Source organism: Acinetobacter sp. Brlt_5 (genome assembly GCF_051949055.1).
Taxonomy (GTDB): Bacteria; Pseudomonadota; Gammaproteobacteria; order Pseudomonadales; family Moraxellaceae; genus Acinetobacter; species Acinetobacter indicus.
The window spans coordinates 68,453-87,874 of record NZ_JAYJLP010000009.1 but is presented as its reverse complement, the minus strand read 5'-3'; the positions used below and the strand labels follow the sequence as shown (position 1 = coordinate 87,874).

The 19,422-nt window shown below is 47.1% G+C and carries 26 protein-coding genes; 6 read left to right on the top strand and 20 right to left on the bottom strand.

Features of this window, described 5'->3' with window-relative positions; genetic code table 11:
* Nucleotides 1–67: 67 nt before the first annotated feature.
* From VF685_RS07975 to VF685_RS07960, 4 genes are read left to right on the top strand one after another with little or no spacing between them, the layout of a single operon-like run.
* Complete coding sequence (locus VF685_RS07975) at nt 68–2,107, top strand: M3 family metallopeptidase (protein WP_127800215.1); 2,040 nt, start codon at nt 68–70, stop codon at nt 2,105–2,107.
* Nucleotides 2,108–2,147: 40 nt separating this feature from the next.
* Nucleotides 2,148–2,357, top strand: a complete 210-nt coding sequence (locus tag VF685_RS07970) for a YheV family putative zinc ribbon protein (protein WP_286384679.1) — start codon at nt 2,148–2,150, stop codon at nt 2,355–2,357.
* Between the two features lie 22 nt (nt 2,358–2,379).
* On the top strand, nt 2,380–2,796 hold the full coding sequence (locus VF685_RS07965; protein ID WP_286384625.1) for a hypothetical protein: 417 nt from the start codon (nt 2,380–2,382) through the stop codon (nt 2,794–2,796).
* A 60-nt stretch (nt 2,797–2,856) separates the two neighbouring features.
* Complete coding sequence (locus VF685_RS07960; RefSeq protein ID WP_407061108.1) at nt 2,857–3,744, top strand: DMT family transporter; 888 nt, start codon at nt 2,857–2,859, stop codon at nt 3,742–3,744.
* A 61-nt stretch (nt 3,745–3,805) separates the two neighbouring features.
* Here the strand turns inward: VF685_RS07960 and VF685_RS07955 are convergent, their stop codons facing one another.
* From VF685_RS07955 to VF685_RS07945, 3 genes are all read right to left on the bottom strand, one after another.
* A complete protein-coding gene (locus VF685_RS07955; protein ID WP_407061109.1) occupies nt 3,806–5,248 on the bottom strand; it encodes a TRAP transporter large permease subunit in 1,443 nt (480 codons plus the stop codon).
* A gap of 1,014 nt (nt 5,249–6,262) precedes the next feature.
* On the bottom strand, nt 6,263–6,835 hold the full coding sequence (gene rrtA / locus VF685_RS07950; RefSeq protein WP_168393915.1) for a rhombosortase: 573 nt from the start codon (nt 6,833–6,835) through the stop codon (nt 6,263–6,265).
* Nucleotides 6,836–6,890: 55 nt separating this feature from the next.
* Entirely contained in the window at nt 6,891–7,964 is a 1,074-nt protein-coding gene (locus VF685_RS07945) for a hypothetical protein (protein WP_005180236.1), read from the bottom strand.
* A 189-nt stretch (nt 7,965–8,153) separates the two neighbouring features.
* Between VF685_RS07945 and VF685_RS07940 the strand changes: the two genes are divergently transcribed.
* Nucleotides 8,154–8,333, top strand: coding sequence for a hypothetical protein (locus VF685_RS07940; protein ID WP_127801044.1), 180 nt, complete (start codon nt 8,154–8,156; stop codon nt 8,331–8,333).
* A gap of 147 nt (nt 8,334–8,480) precedes the next feature.
* Here VF685_RS07940 and VF685_RS07935 read toward each other — a convergent pair whose 3' ends face one another.
* Together VF685_RS07935 and VF685_RS07930 are read right to left on the bottom strand one after the other, a co-directional pair.
* Nucleotides 8,481–8,873: a hypothetical protein gene (locus tag VF685_RS07935; protein ID WP_005180237.1), complete on the bottom strand. Its 393-nt coding sequence runs from the start codon at nt 8,871–8,873 to the stop codon at nt 8,481–8,483.
* Nucleotides 8,860–9,117, bottom strand: a complete 258-nt coding sequence (locus VF685_RS07930) for an FAD assembly factor SdhE (protein ID WP_005180238.1) — start codon at nt 9,115–9,117, stop codon at nt 8,860–8,862. The genes VF685_RS07935 and VF685_RS07930 overlap by 14 nt, the downstream gene beginning before the upstream one ends.
* 183 nt (nt 9,118–9,300) lie before the next feature.
* Between VF685_RS07930 and VF685_RS07925 the strand changes: the two genes are divergently transcribed.
* Entirely contained in the window at nt 9,301–10,473 is a 1,173-nt protein-coding gene (locus VF685_RS07925; RefSeq protein ID WP_168416618.1) for an acyl-CoA dehydrogenase family protein, read from the top strand.
* A gap of 87 nt (nt 10,474–10,560) precedes the next feature.
* Here VF685_RS07925 and VF685_RS07920 read toward each other — a convergent pair whose 3' ends face one another.
* The 15 genes from VF685_RS07920 to rpsN form a co-directional block, all read right to left on the bottom strand.
* Nucleotides 10,561–12,051, bottom strand: a complete 1,491-nt coding sequence (locus VF685_RS07920) for a flavin-containing monooxygenase (RefSeq protein ID WP_127801046.1) — start codon at nt 12,049–12,051, stop codon at nt 10,561–10,563.
* 198 nt (nt 12,052–12,249) lie between these two features.
* On the bottom strand, nt 12,250–12,615 hold the full coding sequence (gene rplQ / locus VF685_RS07915) for a 50S ribosomal protein L17 (RefSeq protein WP_004754212.1): 366 nt from the start codon (nt 12,613–12,615) through the stop codon (nt 12,250–12,252).
* Nucleotides 12,616–12,634: 19 nt separating this feature from the next.
* Nucleotides 12,635–13,642, bottom strand: coding sequence for a DNA-directed RNA polymerase subunit alpha (locus VF685_RS07910; protein WP_005180245.1), 1,008 nt, complete (start codon nt 13,640–13,642; stop codon nt 12,635–12,637).
* Nucleotides 13,643–13,659: 17 nt separating this feature from the next.
* A complete protein-coding gene (rpsD, locus tag VF685_RS07905; RefSeq protein WP_016658534.1) occupies nt 13,660–14,283 on the bottom strand; it encodes a 30S ribosomal protein S4 in 624 nt (207 codons plus the stop codon).
* A gap of 12 nt (nt 14,284–14,295) precedes the next feature.
* Nucleotides 14,296–14,682: a 30S ribosomal protein S11 gene (gene rpsK, locus VF685_RS07900; RefSeq protein WP_001040166.1), complete on the bottom strand. Its 387-nt coding sequence runs from the start codon at nt 14,680–14,682 to the stop codon at nt 14,296–14,298.
* Nucleotides 14,683–14,701: 19 nt separating this feature from the next.
* On the bottom strand, nt 14,702–15,058 hold the full coding sequence (gene rpsM / locus VF685_RS07895) for a 30S ribosomal protein S13 (protein ID WP_005012957.1): 357 nt from the start codon (nt 15,056–15,058) through the stop codon (nt 14,702–14,704).
* A gap of 107 nt (nt 15,059–15,165) precedes the next feature.
* Complete coding sequence (gene rpmJ / locus VF685_RS07890; protein ID WP_000867907.1) at nt 15,166–15,282, bottom strand: 50S ribosomal protein L36; 117 nt, start codon at nt 15,280–15,282, stop codon at nt 15,166–15,168.
* A 20-nt stretch (nt 15,283–15,302) separates the two neighbouring features.
* A complete protein-coding gene (gene secY, locus VF685_RS07885) occupies nt 15,303–16,622 on the bottom strand; it encodes a preprotein translocase subunit SecY (protein ID WP_171065119.1) in 1,320 nt (439 codons plus the stop codon).
* A 45-nt stretch (nt 16,623–16,667) separates the two neighbouring features.
* Nucleotides 16,668–17,108 (bottom strand): 50S ribosomal protein L15, encoded by a 441-nt coding sequence (rplO, locus tag VF685_RS07880; RefSeq protein ID WP_005180254.1) that lies wholly within the window; start codon nt 17,106–17,108, stop codon nt 16,668–16,670.
* 3 nt (nt 17,109–17,111) lie between these two features.
* Nucleotides 17,112–17,288 (bottom strand): 50S ribosomal protein L30, encoded by a 177-nt coding sequence (gene rpmD / locus VF685_RS07875; protein WP_005180256.1) that lies wholly within the window; start codon nt 17,286–17,288, stop codon nt 17,112–17,114.
* Nucleotides 17,289–17,294: 6 nt separating this feature from the next.
* Entirely contained in the window at nt 17,295–17,792 is a 498-nt protein-coding gene (rpsE, locus tag VF685_RS07870) for a 30S ribosomal protein S5 (protein WP_005180258.1), read from the bottom strand.
* 2 nt (nt 17,793–17,794) lie between these two features.
* Nucleotides 17,795–18,145 carry a 50S ribosomal protein L18 gene (rplR, locus tag VF685_RS07865; RefSeq protein ID WP_005180260.1) on the bottom strand — a complete coding sequence of 117 codons (351 nt, stop codon included), beginning with the start codon at nt 18,143–18,145 and terminating at the stop codon, nt 17,795–17,797.
* A 14-nt stretch (nt 18,146–18,159) separates the two neighbouring features.
* Nucleotides 18,160–18,693: a 50S ribosomal protein L6 gene (gene rplF, locus VF685_RS07860; protein ID WP_005180261.1), complete on the bottom strand. Its 534-nt coding sequence runs from the start codon at nt 18,691–18,693 to the stop codon at nt 18,160–18,162.
* A 13-nt stretch (nt 18,694–18,706) separates the two neighbouring features.
* The gene (gene rpsH / locus VF685_RS07855) at nt 18,707–19,102 is read right to left on the bottom strand and encodes a 30S ribosomal protein S8 (RefSeq protein WP_005180264.1); all 396 of its coding nucleotides are present in this window, start codon (nt 19,100–19,102) and stop codon (nt 18,707–18,709) included.
* Nucleotides 19,103–19,114: 12 nt separating this feature from the next.
* Nucleotides 19,115–19,420, bottom strand: coding sequence for a 30S ribosomal protein S14 (gene rpsN / locus VF685_RS07850; protein WP_005180266.1), 306 nt, complete (start codon nt 19,418–19,420; stop codon nt 19,115–19,117).
* Nucleotides 19,421–19,422 lie beyond the last annotated feature (2 nt).

Here is a 19,422-nt window from a genome sequence, read left to right as displayed (position 1 = left end):
GCTTGATTTCCCACGCTGGAGGCCCTACATCTATTGCTAAGACAGGACTTCAACATGGAAAAAAGCAATGACATTAGAACAGGCAACCCTGCCAGTACCCCAGTTTGACCAGATTACGCTGCCCCAATTAAAACAACAGGTTGAACAGACCATCACCCAAGGGCAGGCCTTTTTACAGCAACTCCAAGACATTCCGGCCAGCAGCGATGCACAGTTGCAGGTTCTGGCGCAGGTCGATCACCTGGAAAACCAGATGAGCGAAAGCTGGGGCGTACTCTCGCACCTGAATGCGGTGATGAATAATGCCGAAACCCGTGAAGTCTATCAGGCACTGTTACCTGGCCTGAGCGAATACTATACCCAGCTCGGTCAGCACACGGTGCTGTATCAGACCTATCAGCAGGTTCATGATGCAGTGACGTTTAATGACTTACCCGCAGCGCAACAAAGCGCAATTAAACTGGCGCTGCGTGACTTTAAATTGTCAGGTGTGGCCTTGGAAGGTGAAGCGAAAAAACGCTATGCGGAAATTTCAGCGCGCCTGTCGCAGCTGTCCTCTGACTTTTCCAACCATGTACTGGATGCAACACAGGCTTACTTTAAACCGCTCACAGAAGCACAACTAGCCGGCCTGCCTGCCAGCAGTGTGGAATTACTCAAGCAGTATGGCCAGCAACGTGAGCTGGAGCAGCCGGTTGCGACGCTGGATTTCCCGTCCTATCTGGCCATTATGACCTATGCTGAAGATCGCAGCCTGCGTGAAGAGTTATATAAGGCTTATACCACCCGTGCTTCTGACCAGTCGGCCGATCAGGCCTTTGACAATACCGCGGTGATGGAAGAAATTTTAAGCCTGCGTCAGGAAATGGCCCAGCTGCTCGGCTTTAACAACTATGCCGAACTGTCATTAGCCAGCAAAATGGCACCAAGTGTCGAAGCAGTTGAGCAGTTCCTGGTTGAGCTGGCCGAACATGCCCGTCAGCCAGCTGAACAAGAAATTGCCGAACTGAAAGCCATTGCCGCAGCAGATGGCATTCAGCAGCTGCAACCCTGGGATACCAGTTTCTATTCAGAAAAACTGAAACTGGCCCAGTTCAATCTGTCTCAGGAAGCACTGAAACCGTATTTCCCGGCGCCAAAAGTGGTTGATGGCTTATTTAGCATCGTTAAACGTCTATACGATGTCGATATTATCGAGCGTGAAGCACCGGTCTGGCATCCAGACGCCCGTTATTTTGAACTGCAAGATCAGGGTCAGGTAATTGGCGGTTTCTATTTTGACCTGTATGCCCGTCAGGGCAAACGTGGCGGCGCCTGGATGAGCGGTTTCCGTTCGCGCATGCAGCAAAGCCAGGGCCTTCAACAGCCAATTTGCTATATGGTCTGTAACTTCACCCCGCCCGTGGGGGATCAGCCGGCCTTACTGACCCATGATGAAGTACTGACCTTATTCCATGAATTTGGGCATGGCCTGCATCATATGCTGACGGAAGTCGACAACATTGCGGTGGCCGGCACTCACGGCGTAGCCTGGGATGCGGTGGAACTGCCAAGCCAGTTTATGGAATTCTGGGCTTGGGACAAAGAAAGCCTGGATGTACTTAGTCAGCATATCGACACACAGGCCACCCTGCCGGATGATTTACTGCAGGCGCTGCTGAATGCGCGCTTCTTCCAGTCCGGCATGCAGACCCTGCGCCAGCTGGAATTTGCCCTGTTTGACCTGAATATTCACCGCATGACCCCAGCCTTGACCGCCAGCCAGATTCAGGATGTGCTGAATGAAATCCGGTATAAATATGCAGTGGTGCCAACCACCGATTACAACCGCTTCCAGCATAGCTTCAGTCACATCTTCGCCGGGGGCTATGCGGCCGGTTATTATTCCTATAAATGGGCCGAAGTTTTGGCCAGCGATGCCTTCGATCGCTTCGAAAATGAAGGGGTATTTAACACCGACACCGGAAAGCAGTTCAGGCAGTTTATTCTAGCAGTTGGCGGAAAAGATTCAGCACTTGACGCGTTTATCAATTTCCGAGGACGCGAGCCAAAAATAGATGCATTATTGCGTCATCAAGGTTGGACGAAGCCAATTAAAAACGCTTAAACTAGGGCCTTAATTTGAACACAGGATCAGTATGATGACCATCAAACGTCGTTTCATTGCAGGCGCAAAATGTCCAAAATGCCAGGCTATGGATCGGGTGGTCATGCTGACCTCAGGTGATGATGAATGGATTGAATGTATCGACTGTGGCTATAACGAAAATCGCCCAACCCATGTCGATGAACCTCAGCCACCGGCAGCGCCTGATGAAGTGGGTGTGATTCAATTTAAACCACGTCATCCTAAGTAAAAAAATTAAGGTTCATTTATTCATGACGCTTGATCAGAGAAATAGCTCAAAACTATTATGGGCCATTATTGGGGGCCTGATCGTAATCGTACTTGTGGTGCTGTCTTATCAATGGATGAGCCAAAACCAGAGTGCAGAGGTAACACCTGAAGCCGAGCTGCTAAGTCAGCCGGCCGCACCTGCGGCTAAAGCCAAAGCAGAACCAGCGGTGCAGCTGGAAGAAGTACCACAGCAACTGGTGAGTGAAGATATTCTGAAACAGCCGGTTGCTACCAACGCGACCCTGGCCAAAGAAGAAATGGCCAAACTGGAAGATCTGCAGGCACAGCTAGATGATCAGGCCGTGCTGCTCAATGCCCAGCACGCCGATGCTGATGAACTGATTCGCCTGAAAGAAGAACAGATTCAGCTGCTCGAAGCCCAGCTCAAACAGCAATAATTATGACCGGCAGTCTGCGTTAAATCGGCTAGAATACATCCTTATTCCTCGCCCGGGTTGATGATGACTGCCTCCACGCCTCAGCATGATCTGATCAAAGCCATTGGCTTACTCACCCTCTCTGCTTTTCTGTTTTCGCTCATGGGCGTGTGTATCCGCTACGCCTCGCATACGGTCGACAATGCCACTATTGTGTTCTTCCGTAATTTTATTGGCCTGTTTATTTTTCTGCCGCTGCTGTTCAATAAAGGCCTCGGCTTTTTTAAAACCCGGCGTCTGTGGATGCATACCTGGCGTAGTGTGGTCGGTCTGCTGGCGATGTATGGCTTTTTCTATGCCATTGCCCAGCTTAAACTGTCCAATGCGATGGTGTTTACCTATTCTTCCCCGATCTTTATTCCGCTCATTGCCTGGTTATTCCTGAAAGAAAAAGTCAGTGCAGCCATGCTGATCGCCGCCCTGTTTGGTCTAATGGGCGTACTCTGTGTGGCCAAACCAGATGCCGGCCTGTTCAATCATCTGTCGATCATTGGTCTGGGCGCCAGTTTTCTGGCCGCAATGGCCTTTGTCACTGTGCGCGCCCTGACGCAAACCGAACCACCAGAACGGATTGTGTTTTATTTCTGCCTGATTGGCACCCTGATTTCAGTCATTCCAATGTTCTGGCTATGGCGAAGCTATCAATGGAGTGAACTGGGCCTGCTGATCAGTGCCGGGGTGCTGGCCAATATCAGCCAGATTTTTATGTCGCGGGCCTATAGTCTGGCACCTGCCGGTCAGATTGGGCCGGTAAATTATATTGCGATTATTTTTGCCGGCATCTGGGGCTTTTTGTTCTGGCAGGAATTGCCAGATCTGTCTAGCCTGCTCGGCTTTGGCCTGATTTTAATTGCGATTTTACTGTGCAGCCTGCTGTTTAAAAAAGCCAGTCCTACACAGGCGCCATAAAAATACCCTGACCTTTCGCAAAAGATCAGGGTATGGTCATCATCACGGTTGAACGGCTGGCTTACTGATACCAGCCAAACAGTTTAAAGAAGTATGGTACATAGGCAATGATCAGCATCGCTGGCAGCATCACCAGAATCGGCAGAATCCAGCGCTCAAAACGATAGTAGAAGGATTTGTGGCGTACTTCGGCATCTGCCGCCGCCACTTCTTCATCGCCAATCGACTGCCTCGCCAGCAAGTGGTTCAGCGCGACCGGCGGGGTGATATAGCCCATTTCAAAGCCAATCAGGGTAATCATCCAGAAATGCACCGGTTCAATCCCATACTGGTAGGCCACCGGTGCCACCGTGGCAGAAATCAGGATGACCGCACCAAATGGGTCCATAATCATGCCGACCAGTACCATCACCAGTACAATCAGGCTAATCACAATAAAGGTACTACTGATATCGGTCGGGAAAGCTTCCATGATTTCAATCCGTTCCAGGAAGCCGCCGACACTGACCGATAAGGCCATCAAAATCACCAGTGCACCAATATGCCCCACGGTTTCACTAATGGAAATGTGCATCGACTTCCAGAAGCCAACCTCACGCTCCGGCTCGGACACCGCCACGCTATGATCCGCCGACATGCCAGTATCCTCAGTTGCAGTATGTACGCCATCGCGGTATTCCACACCACTGACTGCACTGGCGGTCGCCAGCGCCGGTTGCGATGAATCGGTATATTTTGCTGTCAGGCTTTCATCCCAATGACCTACTGGTGGAATTGGCGCCGGTTCATGCCGCAATTTATCAAACAGGACAATTAACAGCAGAATCACAGGCATCATCACCGGCGCGGTAAATTCGTTCAGGTTGGTGTCCAGCGCATATTTGTAGAACATCCAGATCAGCACGAAAATAATCACATACGGCACCACCGCACCCATGGCACGTAAAGATCGTGGTGCAGCCACAGCTGGTGAAGCAATCCGGAACTTACTTTTAGCAAAGAACAGCGATACCACCAGGAAAATTGTTGTAGTCAGCAGGAATACATACACGCCATAGTGGTACAGCACATCGGTGGTGACTTCCTTGTTTAAAGAGGCAACAACCACAATCAGCAGACATGGACGTAAGACTACCCCCATCGAACCAGATAAAGCCGTTGCTGCCAGGGCAAACTGACGGCGCCCGCCAGCATTCCAGACTTCTTTATAAATGATGGCACCGGCCGCGATCACGAAAATCCCCGAGGCACCGGTATAGGCTGTCGGTAATGCTGCACCAATCAGGATTAACCAGGTCAGGGTTTCGGGTGCCAGATTCCATGGCCGCATGATGTTCAGGAATTTATCCACCACACGGGTCTGTTTCAGCAGCATACCGGCCCAGATAAACAGCGCCAGATTCAGGAAGATGCTGGAGAATTCCACCAGCTGGCCCAGGTAAATCCCCTGCCCCATTGGATAATCCATGAAGAAGGTAAAGGCAATACCGGTAATAATGGCCATATAGGCATACAGCGGTACACTCAGGAAAGCCAGACCTAGACTGCCGCCTTCTCGCGTTGGTGCAGGCGGACGAACAAACTGCCATAAACTGATGAGGGTCAGCGCACTAAACAGGATCATCCACAACCAGTAAATGATCTGCATTTCACCGGTCATCGGCACCCCGGAATTCAGCACCGAACGATACTGGCTATAGGCCGAGAACGCCAGAAAGGCATTGGCCACGGTCATGCAGGTGGTATATATCCGATAATCAATTCGTGTGGCAGGCCCACGCAAACCAATATGATGGGTTTTTAAAGTGGCACTAATCGCGGCAAACACCACCATCAACACCAGCAGCAAGGCACGGTTTTCAGTACCAAATTTAAAGATGCCAAAGAAGGTGGTTTCTACACTGCGATAGGTGCGTAAACTTGGATGCGCCTGCATATGCTGCACAGCCTGATCATAAAACACATATTTTTCTTCACAGACCTGCTGCGCGGCCATAATTGAGGCACGCACATCCGATTCAGACGGGGTTCCAAAAATATCAGCAAATTCATCGGCCGCATTGGCTTTCATTTGTGCCTGCACCTGGCCGTCAATATCCGGGTTGCGGTCACAGTCAGGGGCACTTGGTTCAGCGCGCAAGAATGAATACTGCATACCGGTGGCAGGATCACCGTATAGACGTTCGCCCATACGCAACAGCTGGCCGTGAATCATCTCACCGGTTCCAATGATCAGCGTCAGCAGCAGCAGCACCAGAATCACAAAGGCAGAAATCCATTCTGTCCATATATATCTGAGCAGATCCAGTCCGGATCTGCGTTGTCCTTGATTTGACATATTTTTTCCTGTTTTTTTATTTTCGGAAACGGCAACAGGGCCGTATTTCGCGCATCCTGTAGCAAGCAGCCATCCTGCTGCTATTCAAATCTTGTTGTCATTCTTTTCGAATGTGCATCAAAGTACATTCATTTAAAATGACAATATTCATTTTCTTTTTGGTAGAAATGGTCAACTGGATCACTTTTTCAAGCTGTAGGTATAGATCAGGTAGACCATCGCCAATCCCGCACCCCAGATCACGCCCAGCAAATGTGCCTCGACCAGTACCGGGCTACCAATCAGCTCGGCCGTTTCCTTACTGCCAAAGGTATTTTCCCACAGCAGTTTGGCCAGAATCAGCAGCAATACCAGCGCAGCAAACCGGCGTTCTTGAGCATCAAGCAGATGCACTACTGCCACCGCCATATAGGCTCCATGCAGCACCCCAGACAGGCCGGCATAGGCTTCAATATGTGGAAACAGGACATAGAAACTGAAACTGATGGCCGGAGGTAATAGTAATAACAGGCTGACAAAATGCCAGGTTTTGACCCGCGGAAAAATAAAAGGCAAACAGGCAAAGGCCAGAATATTCAGCAGATAATGCACCCAGCCCACATGCACCCAATGCGCTGTCCACAAGCGCCAGAATTCTTGTAACAGAGCAGGACGCCAATAAATAAAATGATCCGCAAACACCTGCAAACAGGCCGCCAGCGACATAAACACGGCAATAAAAATAATTTTCTTACTGAAAAAATGAAGTGTCATGTCGTTGTCCCTGTTGAATCTTTTAAGTATAAAGCGTCCTCCTCGTAGCGACTATTTACAGATTGTTGAGTTCCGTATCTGGATCAGCGCTTGTATCTTCACCAAATAAATCATCCAGCTCAGACGCATTGTCCTGCTCATCCCAGAAACGGCTCATGCCATCATCGGCAGTACGTACCCCGGTATTTTCAGTCCAGTAACGGTCTGAAATCCCCTGCACCATGGTGGCAGCCATGCTGTCAATTAGCTTGAATTGCGGGTTAATTGGTTTTTCTTCGGTGCGTGCAGCCGCAAATGATTTTAGCGCATCACGAATCTTGGCATCATCGCCGCTGGCCTGCGCGGCCACTGCATACAGGGCATGCGACAGGCGCACACCTTTCTGCTCACCAATTTGCATCGACTGTTTCAGGGTCTGATACGGCTCCGGTTTGCCATCTCCCGCACCTGGCAACAAGGTCCAGATCACGGCACGGGTGGCTTGTGGTGCACCCCAGAATTTTTCATTGTTCAGACAGGTCATGCCACGCTCGACCACGGCAGCAATATCTTTAGGCACATGCACCGCACCGCCAGAGTTAATATCATTGGTCATGGCCTGTAAACCACTGATCATGCCAAGCAAATACACGGTCTGATCAATATCGCTGTTCATTTTCGGGCAGCCTTCACCCAGTGGTTTTCTGTATTTCTTTTCCCAGCGATTCTGGAATAACTGATAACCGGTATATTGGCGCTGTGCCGCAATAGCCGCCCAGCGTTTCTGTTCAATCCGGGCATCTTGCGCTTCACTGACCTGTCCGGCTTTTGACGCACGCAAATAACGCAGCTCGGCATCTAGGGCACGGTTTTCCGCACAGATACCGGCGGCTGAATACATCAGCACCGCAACCCGGGTCGGGTCTGCCCCCATATCTTTGGTGGCCATAATTGCAGGGGTCAAGGAATTGCCGCTGCTACAGACCATTTCGGCATCATCCATAGCCAGAATGGGAGGAACAATATGTTTTTCTGTAAAACCTAAAGCCACATTGGCACCGGTTTTCACCACTTGTGAACAGCCGGAAAGAAGTGTTGTTGTGAATGCAATAACCGCCACACCCTGGCAGATTTTTTGGACTTGCGACATTTTCCTGTCCTCTATAATTGTGTTTATGTCCATGGCAACAAACATATCAGATGCATTATCTGAATAAAAGAGCATTTACTCTAATCTGAGAGCTGTACTTTGACATGAAAAGCGGGCAAGAAAATTGACTGAATTTGCAGGAAAGCCAAATTTTAGGCAAAAAAAAGTAGCATTGCGACGGTTCAGCACATGCTACTTATTAACTGGAACCCAATTACGGGCATTTTATTGGTGCAATTCGTTCCTTCAGCAAGCTTCCTCATCATCCAGCCACAATTGAACACAATTGCGATGACCAGAAACATTCACGTGGCGATCACCCTGGCGATTTCCCTGTTTGCTGTTGGTGTCTTTAATATATCTGGATAATTTTCAAACACAAGAGGCTTTTGTCCAACAATCGGTATTTTTTGCCAATTTACCGTGACTGTGTAGGACAAATAAAATGGTAGACTTTATAAATTTATTTAAAATAAATACCTTATTTCTATATTAAAATATACAACTGTCTGACAATTAGATGGTTTTTGCCAATGTTTTTAAGGCTTTCCACTCTGCAAACGAAACTTGGTCACGCCAGATGACTGCAGATTTGACCGGTGCATGATGAAAATACAGCACCAGATACAGCTGATGATCCAGAATATGCTCGAGCAGACCGCGTTGAATCTTGGAGCCAGAATTAAACTGCAGACTCCACTCTGCCCCATCTAAATGCGCCAAGGCGGTTAATTGGGAGCGTCGCTGAAACCCGTAATAACTGACAGCCGCCAGGAGCAGACCTAGCAGCCAAAGCAGCGGATGTAATAATTGAAAACTTAAAACAGAAAATAGAATCAGCAGGCTCAGCTGAAACAGCAGCGCCAGACGGCTCGGTTTCAGCTGAAAGTCGCGCTTAGCCGTGGACATAGTGTTTTAATTTACGGATCAGCTCGCGCATTTCCGGACGTGGCGGTTCAGACACTTCCATAAACCAGTCCAGTAAATCCGGATCTTCCTGTTCAACCAGCGCCGCAAACGTGGCTTTTTCTTCCGGATCAGCGGTTAAATAATAGTTTTTCACATAAGGATCAAAGTAGACATCAATTTCCTTTAAACCGCGACGGGCACGATAAATCACTTTACGCTCTTCTAAGCTAATGTCTTCACTCATGGTTTGGTCCACATCATATTGATATCGCAATTAGTTTAACCCAGCCCAGAAAAAGTTTCGATGAATTTATCGGACTGACCAAAACCGCCAGCAAAAAGCCAGAAATGATGTTTCTGCACATTGTACTGCCGGCTCTGTTTGCTTTAGTTTCAAGGCATAAAAATAAGTGAAGGAACTCTAACCATGCAATCTGCTGCAATTCGCCCACTCAACAACATGTTGCCACGAAAATTATTTCAGAGTGAGCATGAGGCATTCCGTGATACAGTGCGCAAGTTTTATGAAAAGGAAGTTTTGCCGAATACGGAAAAATATGAACAGCAACAGCATGTAGACCGCGATTTATGGAACAAGGCCGGTGAACTGGGGCTGCTGTGTACCACCATGCCAGAGCAGTATGGTGGCTCCGGGGTAGATCGCCTCTACAGTATGATTCTGATTGAAGAACAGGCCTATGCCGGCGACTCGGCCACCGGCTTCTCGCTGCATTCCGATATTGTCGCCAACTATATTCATAATTTTGGCAACGAACAGCAAAAACAGTACTGGTTGCCGAAAATGGCGACAGGTGAAGTGGTCACCGCCATTGCCATGACCGAACCGGGCACAGGCTCAGATTTACAGGCAGTACGCACCACGGCATTTTTAGAGGGCGATGAATACGTCATTAACGGCTCTAAAATTTTTATTACCAATGGCTATTTATGCGATATGGCGATTGTGGTGTGTAAAACTGGCAATAGTGACAAAGGTTCTGCCAACCTGTCGCTGATTATGGTCGAGGCAGATCGTGCCGGTTTTAGCAAAGGTAAACCGCTGAATAAAATTGGTATGAAAGGTCAGGACACCTGCGAGCTGTTTTTTGACAATGTCCGGGTACCCAAAGAAAACCTGCTCGGCATGGAAGGCATGGGCTTTATCATGCTGATGAAAGAGCTGGCCTGGGAACGCATGATTGTGGCGATTATCTGCCAGGCTGGTGCCGAAGCAGCCTTTGCGCATACCCTGCAATACACCAAAGAACGTAAAGCCTTTGGCAAACCGATTGGCGCCTTTCAGAATACCCGCTTTAAACTGGCGGAAATGCGCACTGAAATTGATTTCTGCCGCGCCTATCTGGACCGGTGTATGGAACTGCAGCTCGAAGATCAGCTAAGTGTTGATGCAGCAGCGGCGGCCAAATACAAAATCTCGGAGCTGTTTTCCAAAGTGGTGGATGAATGTCTGCAATTGCATGGCGGCTATGGCTATATGCTGGAATATCCGATTGCCCGTGCGTATTTAGACAATCGCGCCAACCGGATTTATGCCGGTACCAATGAAATTATGAAAGAGCTGATTTCCCGCTCCCTATAACGCATTACAAGCGTAGAACCCGATATAAACAACAAGGAAGCTCAATTGAGCTTCCTTTGTTCATTGCACGATCATGATGATGTGTGCTTAAGACACCAGTTTAGGTTTACGTGCAGACTCACTGACTGCTTTACGGAACTTCAGCACCGGATCAGCAAATGAAGCCTGTTTTAAATCCTTACGGTCTTTCAGGTAATTATTGCTCACCCGCCAAGGCGCATGTTTACCCTGCTTTGGCATCACATTCGCGGCACGGGCAATATAACCCGAAGTTAAACTGCCCATCACAGTGTCTTCCATCAACTCTGAAGGATCACCTTCCGCAATCACTTCGGTATAGCCTTGCTGATCCATATGATTAATCAGACGGCAGATATAATCCGCAGCAATATCAACTTTTAAAGTCCAGGAGGCATTGATATAGCCAATAATCATGGCCATATTCGGCACATCGCTGACCATCACACCCTGATACAGCATATGTTTCGAGGTATCCAAAGGCTGATGATCAATGGTGGCTTTAACCCCGCCTAAAATCTGAATTTGCAGACCGGTAGCCGACACAATCACATCTGCGTCGAGATGTTTGCCAGATTTTAACTGGATGCCCTGTTCGGTAAAGGCTTCAATCTGGTCGGTTTCAACACTGGCCTGCCCTTCACGCAGCACTTTAAACAAATCTCCATCTGGCACCACACACAGACGCTGATCCCATGGATTATAGCTCGGGCTAAAGTGTTTCATATCCACTTTGCCTTTCAGCTGCATCTCAATTGACTTTAATAAAAATTTACGCAGCAGCTTCGGCTGTTTCTGTGCCAGCGCATACACACCGCGTTGCATACCAATATTTCGTGCCCGCGTCAGCTTATAAGCCAGCTCCTCCGGCAACACCTTGCGCATGTTGTTATAGATAAAATCTACCGATGGAATGGAAGCAATATAGGTCGGTGAGCGCTGCAGCATGGTGACATGCGCTGCACCGCCTTTGACCATTGCAGGCACCAAGGTAATAGCTGTAGCACCACTGCCAATAATCACCACTTTTTTACCAGAATAATCGAAGTTTTCCGGCCAATGCTGTGGATGAATAAAAGTACCTTTAAATGCCGACTGATTCGGGAAATCCGGCTGGAAGCCCTGATCATAATTGTAATAACCGGTACACCCCAGAACAAAATTGGCGATCCAGGTCTGTTTTTTGCCCTGTGCATTTTCAATCAGGACAGACCATTTCTGGGTCTGGCTATCATAATTGGCAGACAGCACCCGATGCTGGAAATGAATTTTGGATTTCAGTTGATACTCTGCAATCACTTCTGACAGATAGTTCTTAATCGAAGCGCCATCAGCCAGAATGCTGTCTTGCGTCCAGGGCTTAAAATTAAAGCCAAAGGTCGACATATCCGAATCGGAACGAATACCCGGATATTTAAATAAATCCCAAGTGCCCCCAAAGCTCTCACGACGCTCGATAATTTCAAAGGTGCGCTGCGGGCAGTGTTTGGAAAGATGCGCGGCCAGACCAATACCAGAGATGCCCGCACCCACAATCAGAATATCAACATGCTTGTCCATTTTGTTTTTATACCTGTTCAACGTTCTGTTTTTATTAAAGCACAAATTTGACAATACTCAATGTCAAGTTTAATAAAAAGCGATAAAATTTATATCAATTCGGGACACAACAGAAAAATTGTCTGACAACTGGCCATAAAAAAAAGGCCGGTTTAAAAAACCGACCTTTTTTAGAACAACTGAACTGCTCTTGCAAAATTATTTAACTTCGCGATCTACAAGTTCAACGTAAGCCATCGGTGCAGCATCACCTGCACGGAAACCCGCTTTAAGAACACGTAGATAACCGCCGTTACGTTCTTTGTAACGAGGGCCAAGAACGGTAAATAATTTACCAACAGTTGCTGCATTACGAGTACGAGCAAACGCCAAACGACGGTTTGCAACTGTATCGTTTTTAGCTAAAGTGATTAAAGGCTCAGCAACGCGGCGAAGTTCTTTCGCTTTAGGCAAAGTTGTTTTAATTAACTCGTGCTCAACTAAAGCATTGGTTAAGTTTTGGAACAACGCCTTACGGTGGCTGCTGGTACGGCCTAATTTCACACCACTATTACGATGACGCATGGTGAATAGTCCTACTTAATTAACGGCTACGATAAGCGAAGCGGTCGTCCATGCGGAGACTAGCTGGTGGCCAGTTCTCTAAACGCATGCCGAGCTGCAAGCCTTTCGATGCCAGAACATCTTTGATCTCAGTAAGCGATTTTTTACCCAGGTTAGGTGTTTTAAGTAACTCAACCTCGGTGCGCTGTACAAGATCACCAATGTAGTAAATATTTTCTGCTTTCAAACAGTTAGCAGAACGAACAGTAAGCTCTAGATCATCTACTGGACGAAGCAAAATTGGGTCAACTTCTTCACGAGGTTCTTGAGCCACAGGTGCCTGATCTTTCTGAAGGTCAACAAAGATTGCAATTTGTTGTTGCAAGATTGTTGCCGCTTTGCGGATTGCTTCTTCAGGGTCAACAGTACCGTTGGTTTCAAGATCAATGATCAGCTTGTCAAGGTCAGTACGTTGTTCTACACGCGCATTTTCTACGATGTAAGACACACGTTTGATCGGGCTATAAGAAGCATCTAACTGTAAACGACCCACTGGGCGAGTTTCGCCTTCAGGGAAACGTGAGTCAGATGTTTCATAACCACGGCCTTGAGCCACCTTCAAACGCATTTTTAACGCGCCTGATGCACTTAAAGTGCCGATCAAGTGTTCAGGGTTAACCACTTCAACATTGTGCGGTAAACGAAGGTCAGCTGCAGTAACGTCACCTGGACCTTGTTTTTCCAATGTCAAATAAGCTTCATTTTGATCGAATAGCTTAATAGACAATCCTTTCAGGTTCAGCAAGAGCTCGACGATGTCCTGCTGCAAGCCTTCTAAGGTACTGTACTCGTGCTCAACACCCTCAATTTCAACTTCAACCACAGCTGCGCCAGGTAAAGAAGAAAGAAGGATGCGACGTAAAGCATTACCAAGAGTATGACCAAAGCCACGCTCTAATGGTTCCAGAATAACTTTTGCCGAGGTCCCGCTAACCGCTTCGACCTTGATCGCTTGCGGAGTTAGAAACTCATTTGCAGTACGCGTCATTATTGCTACCTCAAGGATTATTTAGAATACAATTCTACAATCAAGCTTTCGTTGATTTCAGCAGGTAAATCAGAACGATCTGGTGCAGCTTTGAACGTACCTTCTAATTTAGCGTGATCAACTTCCATCCAAGAAGGGATACCACGTTGAGCAGCTAATTCAATTGCGTTTTTGATACGTAATTGTTGTTTAGCACCTTCGTGAACTGCGATCACGTCACCAGCTTTAACTTGGATAGACGCGATGTTAACACGACGGCCATTCAAAGTAATGCTACGGTGAGATACAAGCTGACGAGCTTCTGCACGTGTAGAACCAAAACCCATGCGATAAACGACGTTATCAAGACGGCTTTCAAGCAATTTCAACAAGTTTTCACCTGTCGCGCCTTTAACACGAGCTGCTTCTTTATAGTAATTACTAAATTGACGCTCTAAAACACCGTACATACGACGTACTTTTTGTTTTTCACGTAATTGTAGTGAATACTCAGATTGTTTGCCGCGCGCTTGGCCATGTTGACCAGGAGCTTTAGCGTGTTTTTTAGTTTTGACGTCAAATGGTTTAACGCCAGATTTTAGTTGCAGGTCTGTCCCTTCGCGGCGAGAGAGTTTGCATTTTGGACCAATATAACGAGCCATGAATGTTTCTCCTTACACGCGACGTTTTTTAGGTGGACGGCAACCGTTGTGAGGAATTGGAGTCACATCGGTAATGCTGTTAATTTTATAACCCACTGCACCTAATGCACGAACCGCAGACTCACGACCTGGACCAGGACCTTTTACAAGGACGTCCAAGTTTTTCAAACCGTAATCTAAAGCAGCTTTACCAGCAACTTCAGCAGCTACCTGAGCAGCAAACGGAGTTGATTTACGTGATCCACGGAAGCCTTGTCCACCTGAAGTGGCCCAAGCCAGTGCATTACCTTGACGATCGGTAATAGTCACAATGGTGTTATTAAAAGAAGCGTGAATGTGTGCAACACCTTCAGAGACGGTACGGGTGACCTTCTTGCGTGTGCGAGTATCTTTAGCCATCTTTTAGCTTCCAGAAATCTTATTTCTTAATTGGTTTGCGCGGACCTTTACGGGTACGTGCGTTAGTTTTGGTGCGTTGACCACGGACAGGCAAGCTGCGACGATGACGAAGACCGCGGTAGCAGCCTAAATCCATTAAACGTTTAATGTTCATGGAAATTTCGCGACGTAAGTCACCTTCGGTCGGAACCTTAGCAACTTCTGCACGAATCGCATCAAGCTGAGCGTCATCTAATTCACGGATCTTAGTGGTAGTAGCGATACCAGCAGCAGCTAAGATGTTCTTAGCAGTGTGGCGACCAATACCAAAGATGTACGTTAGAGAGATAACAGCATGCTTGTTATCCGGAATGTTTACACCGGCAATACGAGCCATTCAATTTTCTCCAAAAAGGCAGTTAAGATAATCAACCGCCCCACAAAAATCTTGAGGGGCGGATAATAACCTAATTAGCCTACTGAAATCAACAGGTCTTGATCAGATTAACCTTGACGCTGCTTATGACGAGGTTCTGCGCTGCAAATTACGCGGATAACCCCATTACGACGGATAACTTTACAGCTACCACAAATTTTCTTTACAGAAGCTTGTACTTTCATGATGAAACCTCTAAGTGCGCTTATCCCTTAGGATGAGCAGTCGTTTTTCTCATTAACGTTTGATTATCGTACTGGTGCGAGGTGAGATGTGCTTGAAGCTGAGCCATAAAGTCCATCACGACTACCACAACGATCAATAATGAGGTACCACCCAAATAGAATGGAATACCAAACGAGCTCTGCAATACCATCGGCATCAAGCAGACCACTGTGATATAAATCGAACCAATAAAGGTCAAACGATTGAGAATATGATCTAAGTAACGAGCAGTTTGCTCACCTGGGCGAATACCAGGCACATAAGCTCCGCTGCGTTTCAAGTTCTCTGACACTTCTTTCGGACTAAAAACTAGCGCGGTATAGAAATAACAGAAAAAGATAATTAACGCACCAAAGAGCACCAAATACAATGGCTGTCCAGGCGACAATACGAGTGCCAGATCTTGCAAGCTACGCTTGATAATCCCTGCATCAGGATCCGCACTTCCTACCCATTGACCCAGACTGGCCGGGAACAACAGCAGAGAGCTGGCAAAAATTGCCGGAATCACACCTGCCATATTAATTTTTAATGGCAAATGGGTTTGCTGTGCAGTAAACACACGACGACCTTGCTGTTTTTGAGCATAGTTTACCGGAATACGACGTTGCGCTTTCTCGATAAACACAATGGCTGCCAGTACCGCCAGTGACAACAGACCAAAAATCACCAGACCAATCAGGCTGGTTTGACCATTATCGACTGAAGATAGCGATTGCAAAATCAGATTTGGCAATCCGGCAACGATACCGGCGAAGATGATCATGGAAATACCATTGCCCACCCCACGTTCGGTAATCTGTTCACCCAACCACATCAGGAACATTGTACCCGCCACCAGCGAGGTGACTGCCGGAACGTAAAACGCAAGACCTGACGTCAAGGTAATCCCTTGACTGATCAGACCTGCACACATCCCGATTGCCTGTACTAAGGCAAGGAACAAGGTACCTTGGCGCGTATATTGATTAATCTTACGCTTGCCCTGCTCGCCTTCTTTCTTTAAAGCTTCCAGCGAAGGAACCACGGTTGACATCAGCTGCACGATAATCGACGCAGAGATGTAGGGCATGATCCCGAGAGCAAGAATCGACATTCGCTCTAATGCACCACCCGAAAACATGTTAAACAAACCCAGGATAGTACCTGAGTTTGCATTAAAAAGATTTTCAAGTGCGGCATTATTAATGCCTGGTACTGGAATATGCGCTCCTAGTCGAAATACCAATAACGCACCAATGAGAAACATCATTCGGCGAATAATTTCACGATATTTCACGTGAAATGGTTGGCCTTTCATCATATGTACATGACCTGAAGAACTAGGAGACATAGACACTGGAGATTACTCCTCGACTTTACCGCCAGCAGCTTCAACAGCAGCTTTAGCGCCTTTAGTCAATGCAACACCTTGAACAGTGAAAGCACGAGTAATTTCACCAGAAAGTACGATACGCGCACGGATCATGTCTTTACGCACAACGTTCGCCGCTTTTAAAGTTTCTAGGCTAACGATGTCGCCTTCAACTTTAGCAAGCTCAGATAAACGTACTTCAGCAGTTTTTAAAGCGATTTGGCTAGTGAAACCGAATTTAGGTAAACGACGATATAACGCAGTTTGACCACCTTCGAAACCTGGACGTACGCCACCGCTCTTACGTGATTTTTGACCTTTGACACCACGGCCACCAGTCTTACCTACGCCAGAACCGATACCACGGCCCAGACGACGGTTTTCACGTTTAGCACCTTCTGCAGGTGCAAGTTCATTTAAACGCAGAGTCATGGCTTATTCCTCTACACTAACCATATAGTAGACTTGGTTGATCATACCACGGTTAGAAGGCGTATCTTGCACTTCTACAGTATGACCAATACGACGCAGACCTAAACCTTTCAGGCAAAGCTTGTGATTTTTCAAGCGGTGCGATGCAGATTTAGTCTGGGTAACTTTAATCGTTTTCATGATTGATTACCCTTGAATTTGTTCTACAGTCAGACCACGTTTCGCAGCGACTTTCTCAGGAGAAGTCATATCACGCAGACCGTTGAAAGTCGCGTTTACTACGTTCGCAGCATTTGTAGAGCCATAACATTTTGTTAATACGTTACGCACGCCAACAGCCTCTAGAACTGCACGCATAGCGCCACCAGCAATTACACCAGTACCTTCAGAAGCAGGTTGCATGTAAACGCGGCTTGCACCGTGACGAGCATGAATAGGATGCTGAACAGTACCGTCAACAAGGTCAACAGTAATCATGTTGCGACGAGCAGCTTCAAGTGCTTTAGAAATAGCAGCTGGAACTTCACGCGCTTTACCACGACCAAAACCTACGCGACCATTACCGTCACCCACAACAGTTAATGCTGTGAAAGAGAAGATACGACCACCCTTAACAACTTTGGCAACACGATCAACGGCTACCAGCTTTTCAACAAGACCTTCGTTTTGTTCAACTTTAGCCATGATTAGAACTCCAAGCCGTTTTCACGAGCAGCATCAGCCAAGGCTTTGATACGACCATGATATTTAAAACCAGAACGGTCAAATGCAACTTTAGTTACACCAGCTGCTTTCGCACGTTCTGCGATTAAAGCACCAACTTTCTTGGCAGCTTCAACGTTACCAGTTGTACCAGCACGTAAAGTAGCATCTAAAGTAGAAGCTTGCGCTAAAACTTTGCCACCATCTGCTGAGATAACTTGAGCATAGATGTGACGCGGAGTGCGGTTTACACACAAACGAGTCGCACCCAATGCACGGATGTGCAAGCGTGTGCTTTTCGCACGACGCAAACGGGATTGTTTCTTTTCGTTCATAAGAACCTCGCGCCTTATTTCTTCTTAGCTTCTTTACGAAGTACAACTTCGTCAGAATAACGAACACCTTTACCTTTATATGGCTCTGGTGGACGGTAACCACGGATCTCAGCTGCTACCTGACCTAATAATTGCTTGTTAGCAGATTTCAGGATGATTTCAGTTGCAGTAGGAGTTTCTGCAGTTACACCTTCAGGAAGGCTGTAATCGATTGGATGAGAGAAACCAAGGTTAAGGTTAACAACAGTACCTTTAACCGCAGCTTTATAACCAACACCGATCAGTTGTAACTTACGTTCGAAACCTTCGTTCACACCTTTTACAAGGTTGTTTAATACAGCGCGAGCAGTACCAGCTTGCATCCAAGCGTCTTTCGACTCTTTTACTGGAGCAACTTGAAGAGTACCATCTTCCTGTTTTAGCTCGACCAGCGCATGCAGGTTGAAAGACAATGTACCTTTGCTGCCTTTCACTTCGACCTGCCGGCCGTTCTGAGTAACTGTTACACCGTTAGGTACAGTTACTGGGGCTTTAGCCACACGAGACATGAGGAATCACCTATTAAGAAACAAAAGCAATAACTTCACCACCAACGCCCGCAGCACGTGCAGCGCGATCAGTCATGATGCCTTTGCTTGTAGAAACAATTGCAATACCTAAACCTTGCTTAACGCTTGGAAGTGCATCTTTACCGCGATACTGACGTAGACCAGGACGGCTTACGCGTTTCACAGTTTCGATAACTGGTTTGCCTTCGAAATACTTTAATGTCAAAGTAAGAGTTGCTTTGCCTTCAACGTCAGCAACTTCTACATTGGCAATGTAACCTTCTTGTTGAAGTACGTTTGCAATCGCAACTTTCAACTTAGAGTTAGGCATAGAAACAGTTTGTTTCTTCGCCATTTGTGCGTTACGAACACGAGTTAACATGTCGGCAACGGTATCTTGCATACTCATTCTAGTCGCTCCTTACCAGCTTGCCTTAACAACGCCAGGTACATCACCTTGCATTACTGTGTCACGTAATTTGTTACGGCTTAAACCGAACTTACGGAAGTAACCATGAGGACGACCAGTTAAACCACAACGGTTACGAAGACGCACTGGAGACGCATTACGTGGTAATGCTTGTAACTTCATCATCGCTTCGAAACGCTCTTCGTCGCTTGCATTTACGTTTGCAATAACAGCTTTTAATTCAGCACGTTTTGCAGCGTATTTAGCAACAGTAGCTTCGCGTTTCAATTCGCGATTAATCATACTTTTCTTAGCCATAT

Bases quoted from the DNA above. Each gene is read 5' to 3' on its own strand.
- VF685_RS07975 (WP_127800215.1), top strand. From the start codon at position 68: ATGACATTAGAACAGGCAACCCTGCCAGTACCCCAGTTTGACCAGATT.
- VF685_RS07965 (WP_286384625.1), top strand. From the start codon at position 2,380: ATGACGCTTGATCAGAGAAATAGCTCAAAACTATTATGGGCCATTATT.
- VF685_RS07960 (WP_407061108.1), top strand. From the start codon at position 2,857: ATGATGACTGCCTCCACGCCTCAGCATGATCTGATCAAAGCCATTGGC.
- VF685_RS07955 (WP_407061109.1), bottom strand. From the start codon at position 5,248: ATGGCCATTATTACCGGTATTGCCTTTACCTTCTTCATGGATTATCCA.
- rrtA (WP_168393915.1), bottom strand. From the start codon at position 6,835: ATGACACTTCATTTTTTCAGTAAGAAAATTATTTTTATTGCCGTGTTT.
- VF685_RS07945 (WP_005180236.1), bottom strand. From the start codon at position 7,964: ATGTCGCAAGTCCAAAAAATCTGCCAGGGTGTGGCGGTTATTGCATTC.
- VF685_RS07940 (WP_127801044.1), top strand. From the start codon at position 8,154: ATGCTACTTATTAACTGGAACCCAATTACGGGCATTTTATTGGTGCAA.
- VF685_RS07935 (WP_005180237.1), bottom strand. From the start codon at position 8,873: ATGTCCACGGCTAAGCGCGACTTTCAGCTGAAACCGAGCCGTCTGGCG.
- VF685_RS07930 (WP_005180238.1), bottom strand. From the start codon at position 9,117: ATGAGTGAAGACATTAGCTTAGAAGAGCGTAAAGTGATTTATCGTGCC.
- VF685_RS07925 (WP_168416618.1), top strand. From the start codon at position 9,301: ATGCAATCTGCTGCAATTCGCCCACTCAACAACATGTTGCCACGAAAA.
- VF685_RS07920 (WP_127801046.1), bottom strand. From the start codon at position 12,051: ATGGACAAGCATGTTGATATTCTGATTGTGGGTGCGGGCATCTCTGGT.
- rplQ (WP_004754212.1), bottom strand. From the start codon at position 12,615: ATGCGTCATCGTAATAGTGGTGTGAAATTAGGCCGTACCAGCAGCCAC.
- VF685_RS07910 (WP_005180245.1), bottom strand. From the start codon at position 13,642: ATGACGCGTACTGCAAATGAGTTTCTAACTCCGCAAGCGATCAAGGTC.
- rpsD (WP_016658534.1), bottom strand. From the start codon at position 14,283: ATGGCTCGTTATATTGGTCCAAAATGCAAACTCTCTCGCCGCGAAGGG.
- rpsK (WP_001040166.1), bottom strand. From the start codon at position 14,682: ATGGCTAAAGATACTCGCACACGCAAGAAGGTCACCCGTACCGTCTCT.
- rpsM (WP_005012957.1), bottom strand. From the start codon at position 15,058: ATGGCTCGTATTGCCGGTGTAAACATTCCGGATAACAAGCATGCTGTT.
- rpmJ (WP_000867907.1), bottom strand. From the start codon at position 15,282: ATGAAAGTACAAGCTTCTGTAAAGAAAATTTGTGGTAGCTGTAAAGTT.
- secY (WP_171065119.1), bottom strand. From the start codon at position 16,622: ATGAAAGGCCAACCATTTCACGTGAAATATCGTGAAATTATTCGCCGA.
- rplO (WP_005180254.1), bottom strand. From the start codon at position 17,108: ATGACTCTGCGTTTAAATGAACTTGCACCTGCAGAAGGTGCTAAACGT.
- rpmD (WP_005180256.1), bottom strand. From the start codon at position 17,288: ATGAAAACGATTAAAGTTACCCAGACTAAATCTGCATCGCACCGCTTG.
- rpsE (WP_005180258.1), bottom strand. From the start codon at position 17,792: ATGGCTAAAGTTGAACAAAACGAAGGTCTTGTTGAAAAGCTGGTAGCC.
- rplR (WP_005180260.1), bottom strand. From the start codon at position 18,145: ATGAACGAAAAGAAACAATCCCGTTTGCGTCGTGCGAAAAGCACACGC.
- rplF (WP_005180261.1), bottom strand. From the start codon at position 18,693: ATGTCTCGTGTGGCTAAAGCCCCAGTAACTGTACCTAACGGTGTAACA.
- rpsH (WP_005180264.1), bottom strand. From the start codon at position 19,102: ATGAGTATGCAAGATACCGTTGCCGACATGTTAACTCGTGTTCGTAAC.
- rpsN (WP_005180266.1), bottom strand. From the start codon at position 19,420: ATGGCTAAGAAAAGTATGATTAATCGCGAATTGAAACGCGAAGCTACT.